The organism is Actinomadura sp. NAK00032 (genome assembly GCF_013364275.1).
Taxonomy (GTDB): Bacteria; Actinomycetota; Actinomycetes; order Streptosporangiales; family Streptosporangiaceae; genus Spirillospora.
This window is the reverse complement of sequence record NZ_CP054932.1, coordinates 1793121-1810677: the sequence shown is the minus strand read 5'-3', so window position 1 is coordinate 1810677 and position 17557 is coordinate 1793121. Positions and strand designations below refer to the sequence as shown.

Here is a 17557-nt window from a genome sequence, read left to right as displayed (position 1 = left end):
TGCGCGATTCAAGGAGTCTACTGTATTTCCCAGGGGGGCGACCCCCTGGAACCCCCGTCACGAGCCGGTCGATCCTCACGCCACGGTGCGGGTGGGTTGTGACCGTGCGGCTTTGCGTCGTGTCGCTGCGGTCGCCCGGCTCGACGGGCATGCCCGCTCCACTCGCTAGCGCTCGCTCCGCGTGCCTGCCCGTGCCCCGGTCGCGGTTCAGGCATAGAAGAGAAACGACTCCTCCAACATCCACCCCTCACCCCAAGCCCAACCCCCGCTCAGCCCGAACCCCAACCACCACTCGGTTCGAACCCCAACCACGCCTGTGTTTGAAGCTCAGCCACCGGTCACGGGTCGGGCGGCCGGAGGGCGCCCTAGCGCCCGGAGGTCGCCCGACCCGACGGTCGGCGGGCTGTTTCACCGAGACGCGCCAGCGGATCGGGGAAACGGCCCGCCGACCGGGCGGGGGTTCCAGGGGGTCGCCCCCTAGGGAGTTAGCTATGCCCGCCGAACAAGCTTGTTACTGAGCCGTCGCTGAAGACCTCGTTGATGGCTCGGGCCACCAGGGGGGCGATCGGGAGGACCGTGAGCTTGTCGAACTGCTTCTCTTCCGGGATCGGCAGGGTGTTCGTCAGGACGACCTCGGAGATGCGGGAGTTCTTCAAGCGGTCCACGGCCGGGCCGGAGAGGACGCCGTGGGTCGCTGCGACCACGACCTTCGCGGCGCCCTGCTCGAAGAGGGCGTCGGCCGCCTTCACGATCGTGCCGCCGGTGTCGATCATGTCGTCGACCACGACGCAGGTGCGGCCCTTGACCTCGCCGACGACGTCGAAGACCTTCACCTCGTTGGCCACGTCCGGGTCGCGCTTCTTGTGGATGATCGCCATCGGCACGCCGCCGAGCCGGTCCGACCAGCGCTCGGTCACCCGCACCCGGCCCGCGTCCGGCGCCACCACGGTCACCTGGGAGGTGTCCAAGCGGCTCTCGAAGTGGCGGGCCAGCAGGTCCAGCGCGAACAGGTGGTCCACGGGGCCGTCGAAGAAGCCCTGGATCTGCGCGGTGTGCAGGTCCACGGTGATCAGCCGGTCGGCGCCCGCGGTCTTGAACAGGTCCGCCATCAGCCGCGCCGAGATCGGCTCCCGGCCCCGGTGCTTCTTGTCCTGCCGCGCGTAACCGAAGAACGGCGCCACCACGGTGATCCGTTTGGCGGACGCGCGCTTGAGCGCGTCCACCATGATCAGCTGCTCCATGATCCACTGATTGATGGGAGCCGTGTGGCTCTGGATCACGAAGGCGTCCGACCCGCGGACCGACTCCAGGAACCGCACGAACGTCTCACCGTTGGCGAAGTCATACGCGGACGTCGGTGTGAGCTCGATGTGGAGGTTGTCGGCGACTTCCCTGGCCAGGTCCGGGTGGGCTCGGCCGGTGAAGAGCATCAGCTTCTTCTGACCGCTCGCTTTGATCCCACTCACCTCTGACAACTCCCCCTCAATGGAACTGTGCCTTACATGTGGGTTGTTGTCCCCACTCCCCGCGCACCACAAGACTCCGGCTCACGGGTTGCTCTGTTGTCACGGAGGACATCGGTGTCCTCCACATCCCCACCGGGCGGCGGGAAGTACCTCGCGCACGGGGCGCGGCGCTACGGCGCGTCCTCGCCCTTGGCGCGCCGGGCCGCGTCCGCCGCCGGCGTGCCCGGCCTGCGGCGCTCGACCCAGCCCTCGACGTTGCGCTGCCGCGCCCGCGCGACCGCCATCGCCCCCGGCGGGACGTCCTGGACGATCACGGACCCGGCCGCGGTGTAGGCGCCGTCGCCCACCACCACCGGGGCGACGATCATGTTGTCGCTGCCGACCTTCACATGGGAGCCGATGACGCTGCGGTGCTTCTCGACGCCGTCGTAGTTCACGAACACCGAGCTCGCGCCGATGTTGGAGCCCTCGCCGATCTCGGCGTCGCCCACATAGGTCAGGTGCGGCACCTTCGTGCCCTCGCCGATGTCGGCGTTCTTGGTCTCGACGTAGGTGCCGATCTTGGCCTTGCGGGCCAGCTTCGTCCCGGGTCGCAGGTAGGCGTAGGGGCCGACGGACGCCTCCGGCCCGATCTCGGCCTCCACGCACACGGCGTTGACGACCGAGGCGCCCTCGCCGACCGCCGTGTCGGTCAGGGTGCAGCCCGGGCCGACCCGGGCGCCCTCGCCCACGTGCGTCGTGCCGTGCAGCTGCGTGCCGGGGTGGATCTCGGCGTCCGGCTCGGCGGTCACGCCCACGTCGATCCAGGTGGACGCCGGGTCGATGATCGTGACCCCGGCCCGCATGTGCGCTTCGAGGATGCGGTCGTTCAGCTGCCTGCGCGCCTGCGCGAGCTGGACCTTGTCGTTCACGCCCTGGGTCTCCACCCAGTCGGCGGCCAGGTGCGCGCCGGCCCGGTGGCCGTCCCCGCGCACGATCGCCACCACGTCGGTGAGGTACTCCTCGCCGCCCGCGTTGTCGGTGGTGACCCGCTTCAGCGCGTCCGCCAGCAGGGCGCCGTCGAAGGCGTACATGCCGACGTTGATCTCGTTGATGGCCCGCTGCGCCTCGGTGGCGTCCTTGTGCTCGACGATCGCCTCGACGCCGCCGTCCGCGGCCCGGACCATGCGCCCGTACCCGGTGGCGTCCGGCATCTCGGTCGTCAGCACGGTGGCGGCGTTGCCCTCGCTCTCGTGCGTCCGGACGAGCGCCTGCAGCGTCTCGCCCCGCAGCAGCGGGTGGTCGCCGTTGGTGACGACGACGGTGCCGTCCAGCGCGCCGGTCTGCTCCAGCGCCATGCGCACCGCGTGCCCCGTCCCGCCCTGGTGGTCCTGGACGACGGCCTCGGCGTCCGGCGCGTGCGCGGCGAGGTGCTCGACGACCTGCTCGCGCCGGTGCCCGACGACCACGACGAGCCGCTCGGGCTCCAGCTGCCGCGCGGCGGCCAGCACATGCCCGAGCATGCTGCGCCCGCACAGCTCGTGCAGGACCTTCGACTGACGGGACTTCATGCGGGTGCCCTCGCCCGCGGCGAGAACGATGACGGCGGCCGGTCGGCTCGCAGCGCTCACAAGGAGGCTCCTCGGCATCGCGGACGGGATCGGTCTCGGACGCGCCCACCTGCGAGTTCACAACACCGCAGGCCGGAACACACCCGACACGGGCAGGATACCGCCCACCCGCGACCTGTCACCCCGCCGCCCACCCCGGGGCCGGCTACCTGGGCCGTCTCAGACAGCTCCGGCGCAAGGACTCGAACCTTGTCTAAGGGCACCAAAAACCCTTGTGCTGCCGATTACACCACGCCGGAATAAAGCGGACGGCCCGGACAGGGTCTCGAACCGACCGGGCCCAACGATACCGACACCCGCCCAGCGAAACCCACCTCATTCCCCGGCGGCGGGGCCGCGCCCGTCGAGAGTCGTTCGCGGACCCGCGGCGGGGGTGGGGATCGTCGCGGTGAAGGTCATCCTGATCGATTCGTCCTGATCTGTGTAGAACGTCCACCATGGAGCATGAAACTCCCATGTCGCCCGACCAGAACCTCGGCGCGGCCGGCCGCCGCGCGGACACTCCCCCTGAGGGGTGGAGGTGTGAGGGGTTTGTGGCTTGAGGGGCAGTTTCTTGCTCAATTTACTGTTCGGGCTCTGGGCAACCTACGCTTGCGTAGGTTACGTTGGCGTAGGTAAGGCTCACCTAGTCGCAGGAAGTGGTGACGCATGACAACCGTTCCGACCATGGACCCCCCTCGACCGCAACCGCGGCCGGAGTTCGCGCCGGAGGCGCGCGGCAACGCGGAACGGGTGCTCATCGCCGCGTTCACGGGCGTGCCGTTCCTGGCGCTGTTCGCGGCGGTCCCGCTGGCGTGGGGCCGGTTCCTCGGCTGGACGGACGTCGCGCTCACCGCCGTGTTCTACGTGCTGTCGGCGGGGGGCATCACGGTCGGGTACCACCGGTACTTCACGCACGGGTCGTTCAAGGCCAGGCGCGGCCTGAAGATCTTCATGGCGCTCGCCGGGAGCCTCGCGGTCGAGGGGCCGGTCATCACGTGGGTCGCCGACCACCGGCGGCACCACAAGCACTCGGACAAGGAGTTCGACCCGCACTCGCCGTGGCGGTTCGGGGACGACTGGAAGGCGCTGGCGAAGGGGCTGGCGTGGGCCCACTACGGCTGGCTGTTCGACGCCAACCGGACGTCCAAGAAGCGGTTCGCCAAGGACCTGCTGAACGACAGGGACATCCGGCGCATCCACCTGGCGTTCCCGGGGCTGGTCGCGGTGTCGTTCCTGCTGCCGGCTGTGCTCGGCGGGCTGATCACGATGTCCTGGATGGGCTTCTTCACCGCGCTGTTCTGGGCCGGGCTGGTCCGGATCACGCTGGTGCACCATGTGACGTGGTCGATCAACTCGATCTGCCACACGTTCGGCACCGAGGACTTCGAGGTCCGCGACAAGTCCCGCAACGTGTGGTGGCTGGCGATCCCGTCGCTGGGCGAGTCGTGGCACAACCTGCACCATTCAGACCCGACCTGCGCGCGGCACGGGGTGCTGAAGGGGCAGGTCGACATCAGCGCGCGGATCATCCAGGCGTTCGAGAAGGCGGGCTGGGCGCACGACGTCCGGTGGCCGAACAGCGACAGGCTCGCCGCGAAACGCACGAAGCAGGCGGTTTGACCGCCACAATTGGTCCCGTGACAGATCCCGCTCCCAGGTCCCGCAGAAAGCGGATGACGGGCAAGGAACGCCGCGAGCAGCTGCTCGACATCGGCCGGTCGCTGTTCGCCGACCGCGGCCTGGACGGCACCTCGGTGGAGGAGATCGCCTCCGCGGCCGGCGTGTCGAAGCCCGTGGTCTACGAGCACTTCGGCGGTAAGGAGGGGCTGTACGCGGTCGTCGTCGACCGCGAGTTCGAGCGCCTCCTGCGGCTGGTCACGGACGCGCTGAACTCGGCCATCCACTACCGGGGGAAGCTGGAGAAGGCGGCGCTGGCGCTGCTGGAGTACATCGAGGGCCATCCGGACGGGTTCCGGATCCTGGTCCGCGACTCGCACGGCGGCACGGGCACCGGCAGCTACGCCAGCCTGCTGAGCGAGATAGCGGGCGAGGTGGAGTACGTCCTCGCGCAGGAGTTCGACCGGCACGACTACGACGACAAGTTCGCGCCCATGTACGCGCAGATGCTGGTCGGCATGGTCGCGATGACGGGCCAGTGGTGGCTGGACGTCCGCAAGCCGCGTCGGGAGGAGGTCGCCGCGCACGTGGTGAACCTCGCGTGGAACGGCCTGGCGGCGCTGGAGCCGAAGCCGTCGCTGGATCCGCGCCGGCGGCGCAAGGAGCAGGAGCGCCGGGAGCGGGCCGCCGAGAAGGCCGCGGCGAAGGCCGAGAAGGCCGAGGAGAAGGCGGCGGCGAAGGCCGAGCGGGAGCGGCGCCGGGCGCGCCGGGAGCTGGACGGGATCGCCGACCCCTCGACGTGAGACGGCCGGTGGCCGCCGGAGTTCGTCCGGGCGGCCACCGGCCAGGGGTCGCCGGGCTCGGGTCACGAGTCCGGGAGCTACGGACGCCGCCCTTCCGTCCGAGTCGAGCACCGCAGGGGAACGAGTCGCTTCCCTCGGCGGCGGGGCGGCATCCCGTCTAGGTGGTGTTCCGGGTGGCGATCACGAAGATCCTCCGGAACGGGAACACGGTGCCGTAGGGGGCCGCGGGGTAGGCGCGGCGGAGCCGGGCGGCGTAGTCGGCGAGGAATTCGGCGGCCTCGGCGTTGTCGAGCGCGGCGAGGACGGGCCGCAGCGCGGTGCCCTTGACCCATGCGAGGACGGGGTCGTCGCCGTGCAGGACCTGCGCGTAGGTGGTCTCCCAGGCGTCGACGGCGCAGCCGTGGCGGGCGAGGAGGTCGAGGTACCCGGCGGGGTCGAGGACGGGCGCGTCGTGCTGGAGGTGCCCGAGTTTGGCGCGCCAGCGGTCGGAGCGGCCGAGTTCGCGGAGCAGCACGTGGCTGGGCGCGTCGAAGTTGCCGGGGACCTGGAAGGCGAGGCGCCCGCCGGGGGTGAGTGCGTCGACCCACCGGGGCAGCAGGTCGGGGTGTTCGGGGACCCAGTGCAGGGCGGCGTTGGAGACGATCAGGTCGACGGACCGCTCGGGGCGCCAGGCGGCGAGGTCGGCGACGCGGAAGGCGAGCCTGCCGGGGATCTCGTGCGCGCGGGCGGCGGCGATCATGTCGGGTGAGCTGTCGAGGGCGTCGACGGTCGCGCCGGGCCAGCGGGCGGCGAGGGTGGCGGTGAGTTCGCCGCTGCCGCAGCCGAGGTCGGTGACGCGGGCGGGCGCGGCGCCGCCGAGGCGGGCGACGAGCTCGGCGAACGGCCGGGCGCGCTCGTCGCCGAAGATCCCGTACTGGACGGGATCCCACACGGCAGCGGTTTCTCTCGACATCAAGACAGAGCATGCCCGGCCCATATCTTGATGTCAAGAGTCCTTCCGGCGTGTCGCGAACACCCGCCGGACCTGGTCCGAGCGGTCGACGGCGGGCCGCGGCCGCTGTCCCGCTGCCGGAGGGATCGTCATCCGGGGAATCGCGGAGTGTGTCTCGATATCGAGACAGGTAGTGTGGCGGGATGCGCGATGAGGTCGACGAGCTGGTCGAGGCGTGGCGGGCGGAGCGTCCGGACCTGGACGTGCGGCCGCTGCAGGTCCTCAGCCGGGTGTCCCGGCTGGCCCGGCACCTCGACCGGGCCCGGCGGGCGGTGTTCGTCGCGCACGATCTGGAGTCGTGGGAGTTCGACGTCCTCACCGCGCTGCGCCGGGCGGGCGCGCCGTACCAGCTGAGCCCGGGGCGGCTGCTGCGCGCGACGCTGGTGACGTCCGGCACGATGACGAACCGCATCGACCGGCTGGCGGCGGCGGGGCTGGTCGAGCGGCATCCCGACCCGCAGGACAAGCGCGGCGTGCAGGTCCGCCTCACCGAGGCGGGCCTGACGCGCGTCGACGCGGCGTTCGCCGATCTGCTCGGCCGGGAGCAGACGATCCTGGAGGGCCTCAGCCCCGAGCAGCGGGACGTGCTGGCGGGCCTGCTCCGCACCCTGCTGGTCCCCTTCGACCGGGACTAGGCCCCCCGGGTCACGACAGCGCGGCCTCCAGCGCGGCGGCCAGGCCGCAGAGCCGCTCCTCGCCGCCGGCGGGCCCGATGAGCTGGACGGACGCGGGCAGGTGCGAGCCCGGCAGCGGGACGGGCAGCGCGAACGCGGGCAGCCCGGCGGCGTTGACCTGGCCGGTCAGCGTGGTCAGCTCCAGGTCGGATTCGTCGGCCTCGCCGGGTTCGGGGGCGACGCAGGTCAGCACGGGCAGCGCGATCGCGGCGTGCCGGGCGAGGATCGCGTCCAGCTCGGCCCGCAGCTCCTCGCGGGCGCGGAGGGCCCAGTCGAGCAGCCCGGCCTCCGAGACGTCCCGCATCTGCTGGATGCGGCGGTAGATGCGGCCGCTCAGCTTGGACGGGTCGTCGAGCAGGCGGCCGTTGTGCCGCCAGCCCTCCGCGCTGACGATCACGCCGTTGACGGTGGCGCCCTGCTCGTAGTGCGCGGACGTGACGTCGGTGACGGGGCCGAGGCGGCGGAGCGCGTCGTCCACGGCGGCGTCGATCGCGGGGTCCACGCCGGGGACGCGCAGCCGCGCGACCGGCAGGGACGCGTCGTACGGGACGGGCGTGAACCCGGGCTCGATGAGGCCCATGCCGAGGACGACGGCGGCGACGTCGCGTCCCATGGGCCCGACGACGTCGAGGGTCTCCGACAGCGGGTGGACCCCTTCGAGGGACACCCGCCCGTGCGTGGTCTTCAGCCCGGCGATGCCGCAGCAGGCGGCGGGGATGCGGATCGACCCGGACGTGTCGGTGCCGAACGCGACGTCGGCCTCGCCGGTGGCGACGGCGACGGCGGAGCCGCTGGACGAGCCGCCCGGCACCCGGGACGGGTCGAGCGGGTTCACCGGCATCCCGGACCACGGGTTGACGCCGTCGGCGGCCATGCACAGCTCGTTCAGGTTGGCCTTGCCGGCGATGCGGGCGCCCTGGGCGCGGGCGGAGGCGATGACGGGCGCGTCCGCGGCGGCGGGCTCGGCGCGCTCGGCGATGGCCTGGCAGCCCGCCGTGGTGGGCAGGCCGGCCACGTCGATGGCGTCCTTGACGGCGAGCCGGGGGCCGTCGCCCGGCGCGTCCGTCTTGATGATCCAAGTCGTCATTGGGGGATGATGCCCGGTCCGGGGCGGTACGCGCACCGCGGCCGTCCTGCTAGCCGAGATCCTCGGCGAGCATGAGCCACTCCTCCTCGACCCGGGCGGCCTCGGCCTGGATCTCGCGGAGCCGGCCGTCCAGCTCCTGGAGCTTGGCGTAGTCGGTGGCGTGGGCGGCGAGCTGCTCGTGGAGCTCGCCCTCCTGCGCGGCGAGCTTCTCCAGGCGGCGTTCGAGCCGGTCGAGCTCCTTGCGGGCCTTCCAGTCCTGCCCGCCCTTGGGCTTGGGCGGCGCCGGCCCGTCGGCGGCCGGGGCGGCGCCCGTCTTCGGGGCGGCGCCCGGCTTGGGGGCGGTCCCGGCGGCGCGGCGTTCGAGGTACTCGTCGACGCCGCCGGGCAGCATCGACACGCGGCCGTCGCCGAGCAGCGCGACGACGTGGTCGGTGATGCGCTCCAGGAAGTACCGGTCGTGGCTGACGACGACGAGGGTGCCCGGCCAGCCGTCGAGGAGGTCCTCGACCTCGGTGAGGGTCTCGATGTCGAGGTCGTTGGTGGGCTCGTCCAGCAGCAGGACGTTGGGCTCGCCCATCAGCAGCCGGAGCAGCTGGAGGCGGCGGCGCTCGCCGCCGGACAGGTCGCCGACGGGCGTCCACTGCCGGTCGCCGGGGAAGCCGAGCCGCTCCAGGAGCTGGCTGGCGGTCCAGTCGCGCTTGCCGACGGTGATGCGGCGCTGGATCTCCTCGACCGACTCCAGGACGCGCCGGGACGGGTCGAGCTCCTCCAGGTTCTGCGACAGGTGCGCGAGCTGGACGGTCTTGCCCTGCACCACCTGCCCCGACACCGGCCGGACGGCGCCGTCGAGGAGGCGCAGCAGGGTGCTCTTGCCGCTGCCGTTGACGCCGACGAGCCCGACCCGGTCACCGGGCCCGAGCCGCCACGTCATCCGGGAGAACAGCTCCCGGCCGCCGACCTCGACGGTGGCGTCCTCGATGTCGTAGACGGTCTTGCCGAGCCGCGCGGTCGCGAACCGGGTCAGCTCGACGGAGTCGCGCAGCGGCGGCTCGTCGGCGATGAGGGCCTGCGCGGCGTCGACCCGGAACTTGGGCTTGGACGTCCGGGCCTGCGGGCCGCGGCGCAGCCACGCCAGCTCCTTGCGGAGCAGGTTCTGCCGCTTGGCCTCGGTGGCGGCGGCGATCCGGGAGCGCTCGGCCTTGGCGAGGACGTAGGCGGAGTAGCCGCCCTCGTAGCGTTCGACGCGGCCGTCGACGACCTCCCACGTCCGGTCGGTGACCTCGTCGAGGAACCAGCGGTCGTGGGTGACGATGAGCAGCGCGACCTTGCGCGCCCTGAGGTGCCGGGCGAGCCAGTCGATCGCCTCGATGTCGAGGTGGTTGGTGGGCTCGTCGAGCATCAGCAGGTCGGACTCGGGGACGAGCAGCCGGGCCAGCGCGACGCGGCGGCGCTCCCCGCCGGACATGCCGTCGAGCGGGGCGTCCAGGTCGAGGTCGGCGAGCAGCCCGGCGAGGACGTCGCGGGCGCGGACGTCGCCCGCCCACTCGTGCTCGGCGCGGTCGCCCAGCACGACGGACCGGACGGTGGCGCCCGCCGGGAACGCGTCCCGCTGGGTGAGGTAGCCGAGCCGCAGGCCGCGCGCGTGGGTGACGCGCCCGGCGTCGGGGTCGGTCTCGCGGGCGAGGACGGCCACGAGGGTGCTCTTGCCACCGCCGTTGCGGCCGACGACGCCGACGCGGTCGCCCTCGTCCAGGCCGAGGGACACGGCGTCGAGCAGCGGCTGGGGCCCGTAGGCCTTGGCGACGTTCTCAAGGTTGATCAGATTCACGGCACCGTCAACCCTATTGCCCCCGCCGCACCGCTCGCGCGGTCAGGCGCCGGGCGGCGGCTGCTGCCCCTGCGGTTCGGACGGCGGCGGCGGGTATCCCGGCTGCTGCCCGTACCCCGGCTGCGCGTATCCCTGTCGGCCATATGGCTGGCCATATCCCTGCTGCCCGTATCCGGGCGGGGCGTATCCCGGCGGGGCGCCGGCGCCGCGGGACCTGCGGCTCACCGCCACGATCACGATCACGACCCCGGCGATCAGCACGATGGGGACGAGCAGCAGCACGATGAGGGTCAAGATGCCGAGGCCTCCTCCGGCAGTCGTCACCGTCGTCGCCTTCCAGGGGTGCGGCGTCTCTCAGCGGACGGCCGGGGGTGCGGACCGCTCCCCGGCGTGCCCCTGCACAGTAGCGTTCCGCATGACGGCGCCTGGGGCGTTGTGGCGTATGTCACGGTCGCGGCGCACGGCCAGCACGACGAGCGCCACCATCATGGCGAGCGCGACCAGACCGAGCAGCCCGGACAGAATCGTCATCGCTCCACCTCGCCGGAGGGATCGGTGCGGCAGTGATTCGCTGTCACGGAGAGTAGGACGTCCGTCGCGGGCGGGTGGTTCGCTTGTGTGCCGAGCGCACCTAGTTGGCGCCCTGACAACGCGGCGGCACGCCAGAGCGCGGAAGCGCCCGGATCCGGCCGCGTCAGATCAGGGTCGCGCCGGGTACCGGGCCGGACGCCCGGACGACCTGCGCGGCGACGCCCGCGCCGGCCAGCGCGTCCGCGAGGTCGGCGGCGTCCTCGTCGGTCTCGGCGAGGAACGCGCAGGTCGGGCCGGAACCGGAGACCAGCGCGCCGATCGCGCCGAGGTCGCGGCCGGCGTCGACGGTGCGGCGCAGCGACGGGCGCAGCGACAGCGCGGCGGGTTGCAGGTCGTTGGTCAGCGCGGCGCCGAGGGCCTTGGCGTCGCCGGTGGCGAGCGCGGTCATCAGCGGCTCCGACACCTCCGGCCGCGCCGGCGGCAGCCCCTCCTCCAGGCGGAGCCGGTCGCACTCGCCGTAGACGGCGGGCGTCGACAGGCCGCCGTCGGCGGTGGCGAACACCCAGTGGAACACGCCCCGGGTGAGGGCGGGGGTGAGCCGCTCGCCGCGCCCGGTGCCGACGGCGGTGCCGCCGAGGACGGCGAACGGCACGTCGCTGCCGAGACCGGCGCCGATCTCCATCAGGTCGTCGCGCGACAGCGCGGGCCGCTCCCGGTCGTCCCACAGCCGGGCGCAGGCGACCAGCGCGGCGGCGGCGTCGGCGCTGCCGCCCGCCATCCCGCCCGCGACGGGGATCGCCTTGCGGATCCGCAGCGCGACCCGGGGCTCGGTGCCGAGCCGGGCCGCGACGGCGCGGGCGGCCCGCGCGGCGAGGTTGTCGTCGTCGGTCGGGACGCCGCCGATCTCCACCCGCGAGTAGGGCGCGGCCTCGACGCGGATCTCCAGCCGCTCCGCGGGCCGCGCCGTCACCTCGTCGAACAGGGACACGGCGTGGAACACGTTGACGAGGTCGTGGTACCCGTCGTCGCGGAGGGGCCCCACGCCGAGCTGGAGGTTGACCTTGGCGGGGACGCGTACCGTCACTGCGCTCACGTCCGAAACCCTACGGGACCGCTACCCGCCGCTGATGACGGGGAGGTTGCGGGGATTGAAGTAAGGCGCCGTCGCCAGCTCCCGGAGCGCGGACATCGCGTGCTTGTCCGCGGTGACCGAGTAGGCGCGGCGGGTGTCGCGGGCGCCCTGCGCCTCCTCGTTGGAGTTGAAGTACACGACGGCCTTGACCTGCGGGTCCTGCAAGGTCTTGGCGGCCTCCCGGAGCCATTCGGCGCGGCGCGTGCCGTAGGACTTCGGCACCCCGAACTCGGCGACCATGATGGGCTTCTGCCGCTTGCGGGCCCATTCCAGGAACGTCTTCATGACCTCCGACAGGTCGCGGTAGTCGTAGCCGCCGCCCGCGTCGGCGTCGGCGCAGATCCAGTCGACCTGGTCGTCGCCCGGGTAGTAGTCGCCGGCGCGGCCGCCGAACCCGCGGGCGGTGGGGCACCAGACCCAGGCGACGTTGTCGACCTTCTCCCGCTTGAAGACCGCCCGCAGGTGCTTCCAGGCGGCGACGAAGTCCGCCGGGGAGTGGACGCGGTCGTTCAGCGACGCCTTGTCCATGTCGCGGGACCAGCGCAGGAACACCGGCTTGCCGAGGGCCTTGATGGCGCGGGCGCGGCGCGCGATGAGCTCGTCGTGGTCGCCCTTGACGATCTCCTGGGTGTCGGCGCCGCCCCAGGTCAGCAGGAGGTAGCGGTTGCCGTCCGCGACGGACTTCTCCAGGTCGCGGGGGAAGTCGCTCTTCCAGCCCCGGTAGCTCTGCACGATGTCGAGCTGCCGGCCGAGCCGCTGCTCGAAGCCCGCGACGGGCGCCATGCCCGGCTTCCCGGCGTCCTTGGCCGACGGGGCGCCCGACGGCGTCCCGGTGGGCGTCTCGGAGCCGGACGGCTTCGGCTTCGACGACGCGAGGCCGGTGCCCTCCGGCGGCACCCACGCGCCGAAGTAGGCGCCCTGCTGCGGCGGGACGGGCGCGACGCCGGCCCGCGCCGTCGTCGTGATCTTGGGCACCGCGTCCGCGCCGTCCCCGCAGCCGGCCGCCACCGTCGCGACCACGACCGCGGTCGCGAGCAGCGCCGTCCCCACGAGGGGCAGCCTCGACCCCCCGAAGGGCACCCTGGTCCGCGCCGTACGCGAACGCGCCTTCACATCGACCTCCGGCTCGTGCTGGTGTTGTGCCGCCCCGCGCGGGGACCGCCCCCGGGGGAGATGCCCGCCGCTAGGGGGCTGGGGACCGATCTCCCCGGCGGAAAGGACCATACTCGGCAATCCGGGCGAAGGCGGCCACGTCCAGCGCTTCGCCCCGCGACCTGGGGTCGACGCCCGCGGCGCGCAGCGCCTCCTCCGCGGCGGCGGCCGAGCCCGCCCATCCGGCGAGGGCCGCGCGCAGCGTCTTGCGGCGCTGCGCGAACGCCGCGTCGACCACGGCGAACACCGCCTCGCGGGACGCCGCGGTCGGCGGCGGGTCGCGGCGGGTGAACGCCACGAGCCCGGAGTCGACGTTCGGCGCGGGCCAGAACACCGCGCGCCCCACCGCCCCGGCGCGCCGCGCCTCCCCGTACCAGGCGAGCTTCACCGACGGGACGCCGTAGATCTTCCCGCCGGGCGCCGCGACCATCCGGTCGGCGACCTCGGCCTGCACCATGACCAGCGCGGACCGCAGCGACGGCAGCGCCGCCAGCAGGTTCAGGACGACCGGGACGGCGACGTTGTAGGGCAGGTTCGCGACGAGCGCCGTCGGCGCCGGCCCCGGCACCTGTGTGATCTTCATCGCGTCGGCCCGCACGACCTCCAGCCGCTCCGCGAGATCGGGCTCGCGCGCCGCGACCGTGGCGGGCAGCTCCGCGGCGAGCACCGGGTCGATCTCCACCGCGACCACGCGCCGCGCCGCCGGCAGCAGCGCGAGCGTGAGCGACCCCAGGCCCGGCCCGACCTCGACGACGACGTCGCCGGCGGACAGCCCGGCGGCCCGGACGATGCGCCGGACCGTGTTGGCGTCGATGACGAAGTTCTGCCCGAGCGTCTTCGTCGGCCTGATGCCGAGCCGCGCCGCCAGCTCCCGCACGTCCGCCGGCCCGAGCAGCCCCCGTGTCTCCCCCATCCGCCGATTGTTTCAGCTCAGGAGAACAGGAACTTGCCGCAGTTGGGCCACTGGCCCTGCCAGCGGCCGTTCACCTTGTTGTAGAGCTTCTGCGCGCGGTAGGTCTGCTCGCCCGCGCTGGCGTCCGACGGCTTGCCCGAGCCGCCGACGGACGTCCAGGTCTGCATGGAGAACTGGTAGAGGCCGTAGTACCCGGCCGGGTTCACCGCCTTGGGGTTGCCGCCCGACTCGCACTTGGCGAGCCCCGCCCAGTTCAGCCGTGCCGCCGAGCCGGTGCCGGCCGACTTCGGGCCGACCGCGAGGATCCGGGTGACCGGCTTGCGCTTCACCTTCTGCGCGAGGACCTTCGGGACCTTCTTGCCCTTGCGCCGGACGTACGCCCACTTCACGATCTTGATGCCGTCCTTGCCCTCGCGCAGCACCTTCTCGCTCCACGGCGGCACCGACGAGCTGTTCTTGCGGACCGTCTTGGCCGGCGTCCGGACGACCTTGAGCTTCGGCTCCGACAGCAGCCGGGTGATCGAGATCTTCTCGCCCGGCGGCTCATCGGCGGCGGGCTTGACCAGGTCGTGCGGGCCGAGCGCGATCTTCGCCTGCGCCAGCACCTGCTGGACGGTGGTGCCGGTCGTCATCGTCTCGGTCGGCTTGCCGTCGACCAGCACGACGACCTTGCGCGGCGTGGGCGTGTCGGCCTTCGGCGCGTCCGCGACCGGCGCGGTGCTCTTCGGCGCGGCCGTCTCGCCGCCGCCGCACGCCGAGGCCAGCAGCGCCGTCGCCACGACGACGGAGACGGCCGGGAGCAGGGGCGTACGGCGCATGGGAACGCGCGGCGCTCTATTCCGAAGCAAGGGGGGTTTCCTCCAGGGGGGCCGGGCTCGGGGGCGCCCGCTCGATGGGCCAGAGATTAGAGGCACTCGGACGTTCTCCGCCACCTCATCGCCCTCACACGCCACATCCGCGGGCCGTATCCCCCTTGATCCCCTCTTGGAGGCATTACCGCAAGAATCCGTTCCCGCCCCCCTGAAATCGCCGATCATGGCCTGGCGGCGCGACTGAGGCCCGCCACCCGTCCGACCGAAGCGGCGATCACCAGGGGCCGAAGACGCGCTCCCCGTTCGCGGCGATCGCCGTGCACAGCTCCGCCACGTCCACGCCCTTGACCTCGGCCATCGCCCGGACGGTGTGCGGGATCAGGTACGAGGCGTTCGGCTTCCCCCGGTGCGGGATCGGGGTGAGGAACGGCGCGTCGGTCTCCACGAGCAGCAGGTCCAGCGGGGCGGCGCGCAGCGCGTCGCGCAGCGGCTCGGCGTTCTTGAAGGTGACGTTCCCGGCGAAGCTCATCACGTAGCCGCGCTCGGCGCAGACCTCCGCCATCGCCGCGTCGCCGGAGAAGCAGTGGAACACCACCTTCTCCGGCGCGCCCTCCTCCGCCAGGATCGCGAGGACGTCGTCGTGCGCGTCGCGGTCGTGGATGACCAGCGCCTTCCCCAGCCGCTTGGCGATCTCGACGTGGCCGCGGAACGAACGGTGCTGGTCGTCCTTGGGCGCCCAGTCGCGGTAGTAGTCCAGGCCGGTCTCGCCGATCGCGCGGACCTTCGGGTGCGCGGCCAGCCGCGCGATGTCCTCCAGGACGGCGTCGGAGATCCCCGTCGTGTCGTTCGGGTGCATCGCGACCGCCGCGTACACGTCGTCGAACTCGGCGGCGGCCTCCACCGCGAACCGGGACGACGGCAGGTCGCAGCCGATCGTGACGATCCGCGTGACGCCCGCGGCCTTCGCCGCCTTCAGCTGCTCGTCCACCGGTGTCTGGACGACGTCGAGGTGGCAGTGGCTGTCGAAGACGTCCACGGGCAGGCGCTCGGGCAGCGGCGGGTAGGACCGGGCGGCCTGCCCGTCCCCGTCTCGGGTCACGTGTTCTCCAGCCTGGCGAGTTCCTCGTCCACGACGGACGGGTCCAGCTTCTTGAACAGCGGCGTCGGCTTGGCCAGCGGCACGCCCGGCTTGATCGGGACGGACTCCCAGCGCGCCTCGGTCGCGTAGTCGCCGGTGAGGACGCGGTAGTCGGGGCCGCCGTCCTCCGACACGGTCTCCAGCCGCGGCATGCCGCTCCACACGCCCTCGCCGCCGAGCATCTCGTAGACCTTCTGCGAGGAGGTCGGCAGGAACGGCGTCAGCAGCGTCTTGGCGTCGTCGACCACCTGGAGCGCGGTGTGCAGGATCGACTTGACCCGCTCGGGGTCGTCCTTCAGCTTCCAGGGCGCCTGATCGGACAGGTACTTGTTGGCGTCGCGGACGACGTCGAGCGCCTCGGTGATCGAGCTCTTGAACCGGGAGCGGCCGAGTTCGGCGCCGACCGCGCCGAAGGCGTTGCGACTGCGCTCCAGCAGCGCCCGGTCGGCGTCGGTGAGGTCGCCCGCGTCCGGGATCGCGCCGAAGTTCTTCGCTGCCATGTTCACCGACCGGTTGACGAGGTTGCCCCACGCGGCGACCAGCTCGTCGTTGTTGCGGCGGACGAACTCCGACCAGGTGAAGTCGGTGTCCTGGTTCTCGGGCCCCGCGACCGCGACGTAGTAGCGCAGCGCGTCGACGTCGTAGCGCTCCAGGAAGTCCTTCACATAGATGACGACATTGCGGGACGAGGAGAACTTCTTGCCCTCCATCGTCAGGAACTCCGACGACACGACCTCGGTCGGCACGTTCAGCGCGCCCAGCGAGCCCGGCTTGCCGCCCTTGTCGCCCTGGCCGCTGTAGCCGAGCAGCATCGCCGGCCAGATCTCGGCGTGGAAGACGATGTTGTCCTTGCCCATGAAGTAGTAGGACAGGGCCTCAGGGTCCTGCCACCAGGCGCGCCACGCCTCGGGGTCGCCGGACCGCCGCGCCCACTCCACCGACGCGGAGAAGTAGCCGACGACCGCGTCGAACCACACGTACAGCTTCTTCGCCGGGTTGTCGCGCCAGCCGTCCAGCGGGATCGGCACGCCCCAGTCGAGGTCGCGGCTGATCGCGCGCGGCTGCATGTCGTCCAGCAGGTTCAGCGCGAACTTCAGCACGTTCGGCCGCCACTGCCCCTGCTTGCCGCGCAGGTACCGGCCGAGGACCTCGGTGAACGCGGGCAGGTCGAGCATGAAGTGCTCGGTCTCCACGAACTTCGGCGTCTCGCCGTTGATCCGCGACACCGGGTTGATCAGGTCGATCGGGTCGAGCTGGTTGCCGCAGTTGTCGCACTGGTCGCCGCGCGCGCCGTCGTACCCGCAGATCGGGCAGGTGCCCTCGATGTAGCGGTCCGGGAGGGTGCGGCCGGTGGACGGCGAGATCGCGCCCATCGTCTTGGTCGGGAAGATGTAGCCGTTGTCGTACAGGCCCTTGAAGAGCTCCTGGACGACCGCGTAGTGGTTCAGCGTCGTCGTCCGGGTGAACAGGTCGTAGGTCATGCCGAGGCCGTGCAGGTCCTCGGCGATCACGGAGCTGTACCGGTCGGCCAGCTCGCGGGCGGTCACGCCCTCCTTGTCGGCCTGCACCTGGATCGGCGTGCCGTGCTCGTCGGTGCCGCTGACCATCAGGACCTTGTTGCCCGCCATCCGCTGGTAGCGGCTGAACATGTCGGCGGGCAGCGCGAATCCGGAGACGTGCCCGATGTGACGGGGCCCGTTGGCGTACGGCCAGGCGGGCGCGGTCAAGATGTGACGGCTTGACGAGGACATGCAATCAAGGGTAGTCGCGTCACGGGGGCACCGGCACGCGAGTAACCTGGTCCGGGTTCCGGGGCAGGTT

At 72.2% G+C, this 17557-nt stretch carries 16 protein-coding genes and 1 tRNA gene; 3 read left to right on the top strand and 14 right to left on the bottom strand.

Annotated elements, in window-relative coordinates; genetic code table 11:
* Positions 1–485: 485 nt before the first annotated feature.
* The 3 genes from HUT06_RS08490 to HUT06_RS08480 form a co-directional block, all read right to left on the bottom strand.
* A complete protein-coding gene (locus HUT06_RS08490) occupies positions 486–1466 on the bottom strand; it encodes a ribose-phosphate diphosphokinase (RefSeq protein ID WP_176195208.1) in 981 nt (326 codons plus the stop codon).
* 170 nt (positions 1467–1636) lie between these two features.
* A complete protein-coding gene (glmU, locus tag HUT06_RS08485; protein WP_302931794.1) occupies positions 1637–3076 on the bottom strand; it encodes a bifunctional UDP-N-acetylglucosamine diphosphorylase/glucosamine-1-phosphate N-acetyltransferase GlmU in 1440 nt (479 codons plus the stop codon).
* Positions 3077–3243: 167 nt separating this feature from the next.
* Positions 3244–3315, bottom strand: a tRNA-Gln gene (locus tag HUT06_RS08480).
* Positions 3316–3724: 409 nt separating this feature from the next.
* Between HUT06_RS08480 and HUT06_RS08475 the strand changes: the two genes are divergently transcribed.
* A complete protein-coding gene (locus HUT06_RS08475) occupies positions 3725–4678 on the top strand; it encodes a fatty acid desaturase (RefSeq protein WP_176195206.1) in 954 nt (317 codons plus the stop codon).
* Positions 4679–4731: 53 nt separating this feature from the next.
* Positions 4732–5478, top strand: coding sequence for a TetR/AcrR family transcriptional regulator (locus tag HUT06_RS08470; protein ID WP_176201228.1), 747 nt, complete (start codon positions 4732–4734; stop codon positions 5476–5478).
* A gap of 157 nt (positions 5479–5635) precedes the next feature.
* Here HUT06_RS08470 and HUT06_RS08465 read toward each other — a convergent pair whose 3' ends face one another.
* Positions 5636–6430, bottom strand: coding sequence for a trans-aconitate 2-methyltransferase (locus HUT06_RS08465; protein ID WP_176195205.1), 795 nt, complete (start codon positions 6428–6430; stop codon positions 5636–5638).
* 182 nt (positions 6431–6612) lie between these two features.
* On the opposite strand from HUT06_RS08465, the gene HUT06_RS08460 reads away from it, so the two are divergent.
* Positions 6613–7104, top strand: a complete 492-nt coding sequence (locus tag HUT06_RS08460; RefSeq protein ID WP_176195204.1) for a MarR family winged helix-turn-helix transcriptional regulator — start codon at positions 6613–6615, stop codon at positions 7102–7104.
* Between the two features lie 10 nt (positions 7105–7114).
* Here the strand turns inward: HUT06_RS08460 and HUT06_RS08455 are convergent, their stop codons facing one another.
* From HUT06_RS08455 to metG, 10 genes are all read right to left on the bottom strand, one after another.
* Positions 7115–8230: an amidase gene (locus HUT06_RS08455; RefSeq protein ID WP_176195203.1), complete on the bottom strand. Its 1116-nt coding sequence runs from the start codon at positions 8228–8230 to the stop codon at positions 7115–7117.
* A 49-nt stretch (positions 8231–8279) separates the two neighbouring features.
* Positions 8280–10058, bottom strand: coding sequence for an ABC-F family ATP-binding cassette domain-containing protein (locus HUT06_RS08450; RefSeq protein ID WP_176195202.1), 1779 nt, complete (start codon positions 10056–10058; stop codon positions 8280–8282).
* A 42-nt stretch (positions 10059–10100) separates the two neighbouring features.
* Entirely contained in the window at positions 10101–10352 is a 252-nt protein-coding gene (locus HUT06_RS43770) for a hypothetical protein (protein WP_217711905.1), read from the bottom strand.
* 60 nt (positions 10353–10412) lie between these two features.
* On the bottom strand, positions 10413–10589 hold the full coding sequence (locus HUT06_RS08440) for a hypothetical protein (RefSeq protein ID WP_176195201.1): 177 nt from the start codon (positions 10587–10589) through the stop codon (positions 10413–10415).
* Between the two features lie 163 nt (positions 10590–10752).
* Entirely contained in the window at positions 10753–11673 is a 921-nt protein-coding gene (locus HUT06_RS08435; RefSeq protein WP_217711717.1) for a 4-(cytidine 5'-diphospho)-2-C-methyl-D-erythritol kinase, read from the bottom strand.
* A 30-nt stretch (positions 11674–11703) separates the two neighbouring features.
* Positions 11704–12771 (bottom strand): glycoside hydrolase family 26 protein, encoded by a 1068-nt coding sequence (locus HUT06_RS08430; RefSeq protein ID WP_254715047.1) that lies wholly within the window; start codon positions 12769–12771, stop codon positions 11704–11706.
* A 133-nt stretch (positions 12772–12904) separates the two neighbouring features.
* Complete coding sequence (gene rsmA, locus HUT06_RS08425; RefSeq protein ID WP_176195199.1) at positions 12905–13786, bottom strand: 16S rRNA (adenine(1518)-N(6)/adenine(1519)-N(6))-dimethyltransferase RsmA; 882 nt, start codon at positions 13784–13786, stop codon at positions 12905–12907.
* A gap of 17 nt (positions 13787–13803) precedes the next feature.
* Complete coding sequence (locus tag HUT06_RS08420) at positions 13804–14604, bottom strand: resuscitation-promoting factor (protein ID WP_176195198.1); 801 nt, start codon at positions 14602–14604, stop codon at positions 13804–13806.
* A gap of 268 nt (positions 14605–14872) precedes the next feature.
* Positions 14873–15697 (bottom strand): TatD family hydrolase, encoded by an 825-nt coding sequence (locus HUT06_RS08415; protein WP_176195197.1) that lies wholly within the window; start codon positions 15695–15697, stop codon positions 14873–14875.
* Entirely contained in the window at positions 15694–17487 is a 1794-nt protein-coding gene (gene metG / locus HUT06_RS08410; RefSeq protein ID WP_176195196.1) for a methionine--tRNA ligase, read from the bottom strand. Before metG ends, HUT06_RS08415 begins: the two co-directional genes overlap by 4 nt.
* Between the last annotated feature and the right edge of the window lie 70 nt (positions 17488–17557).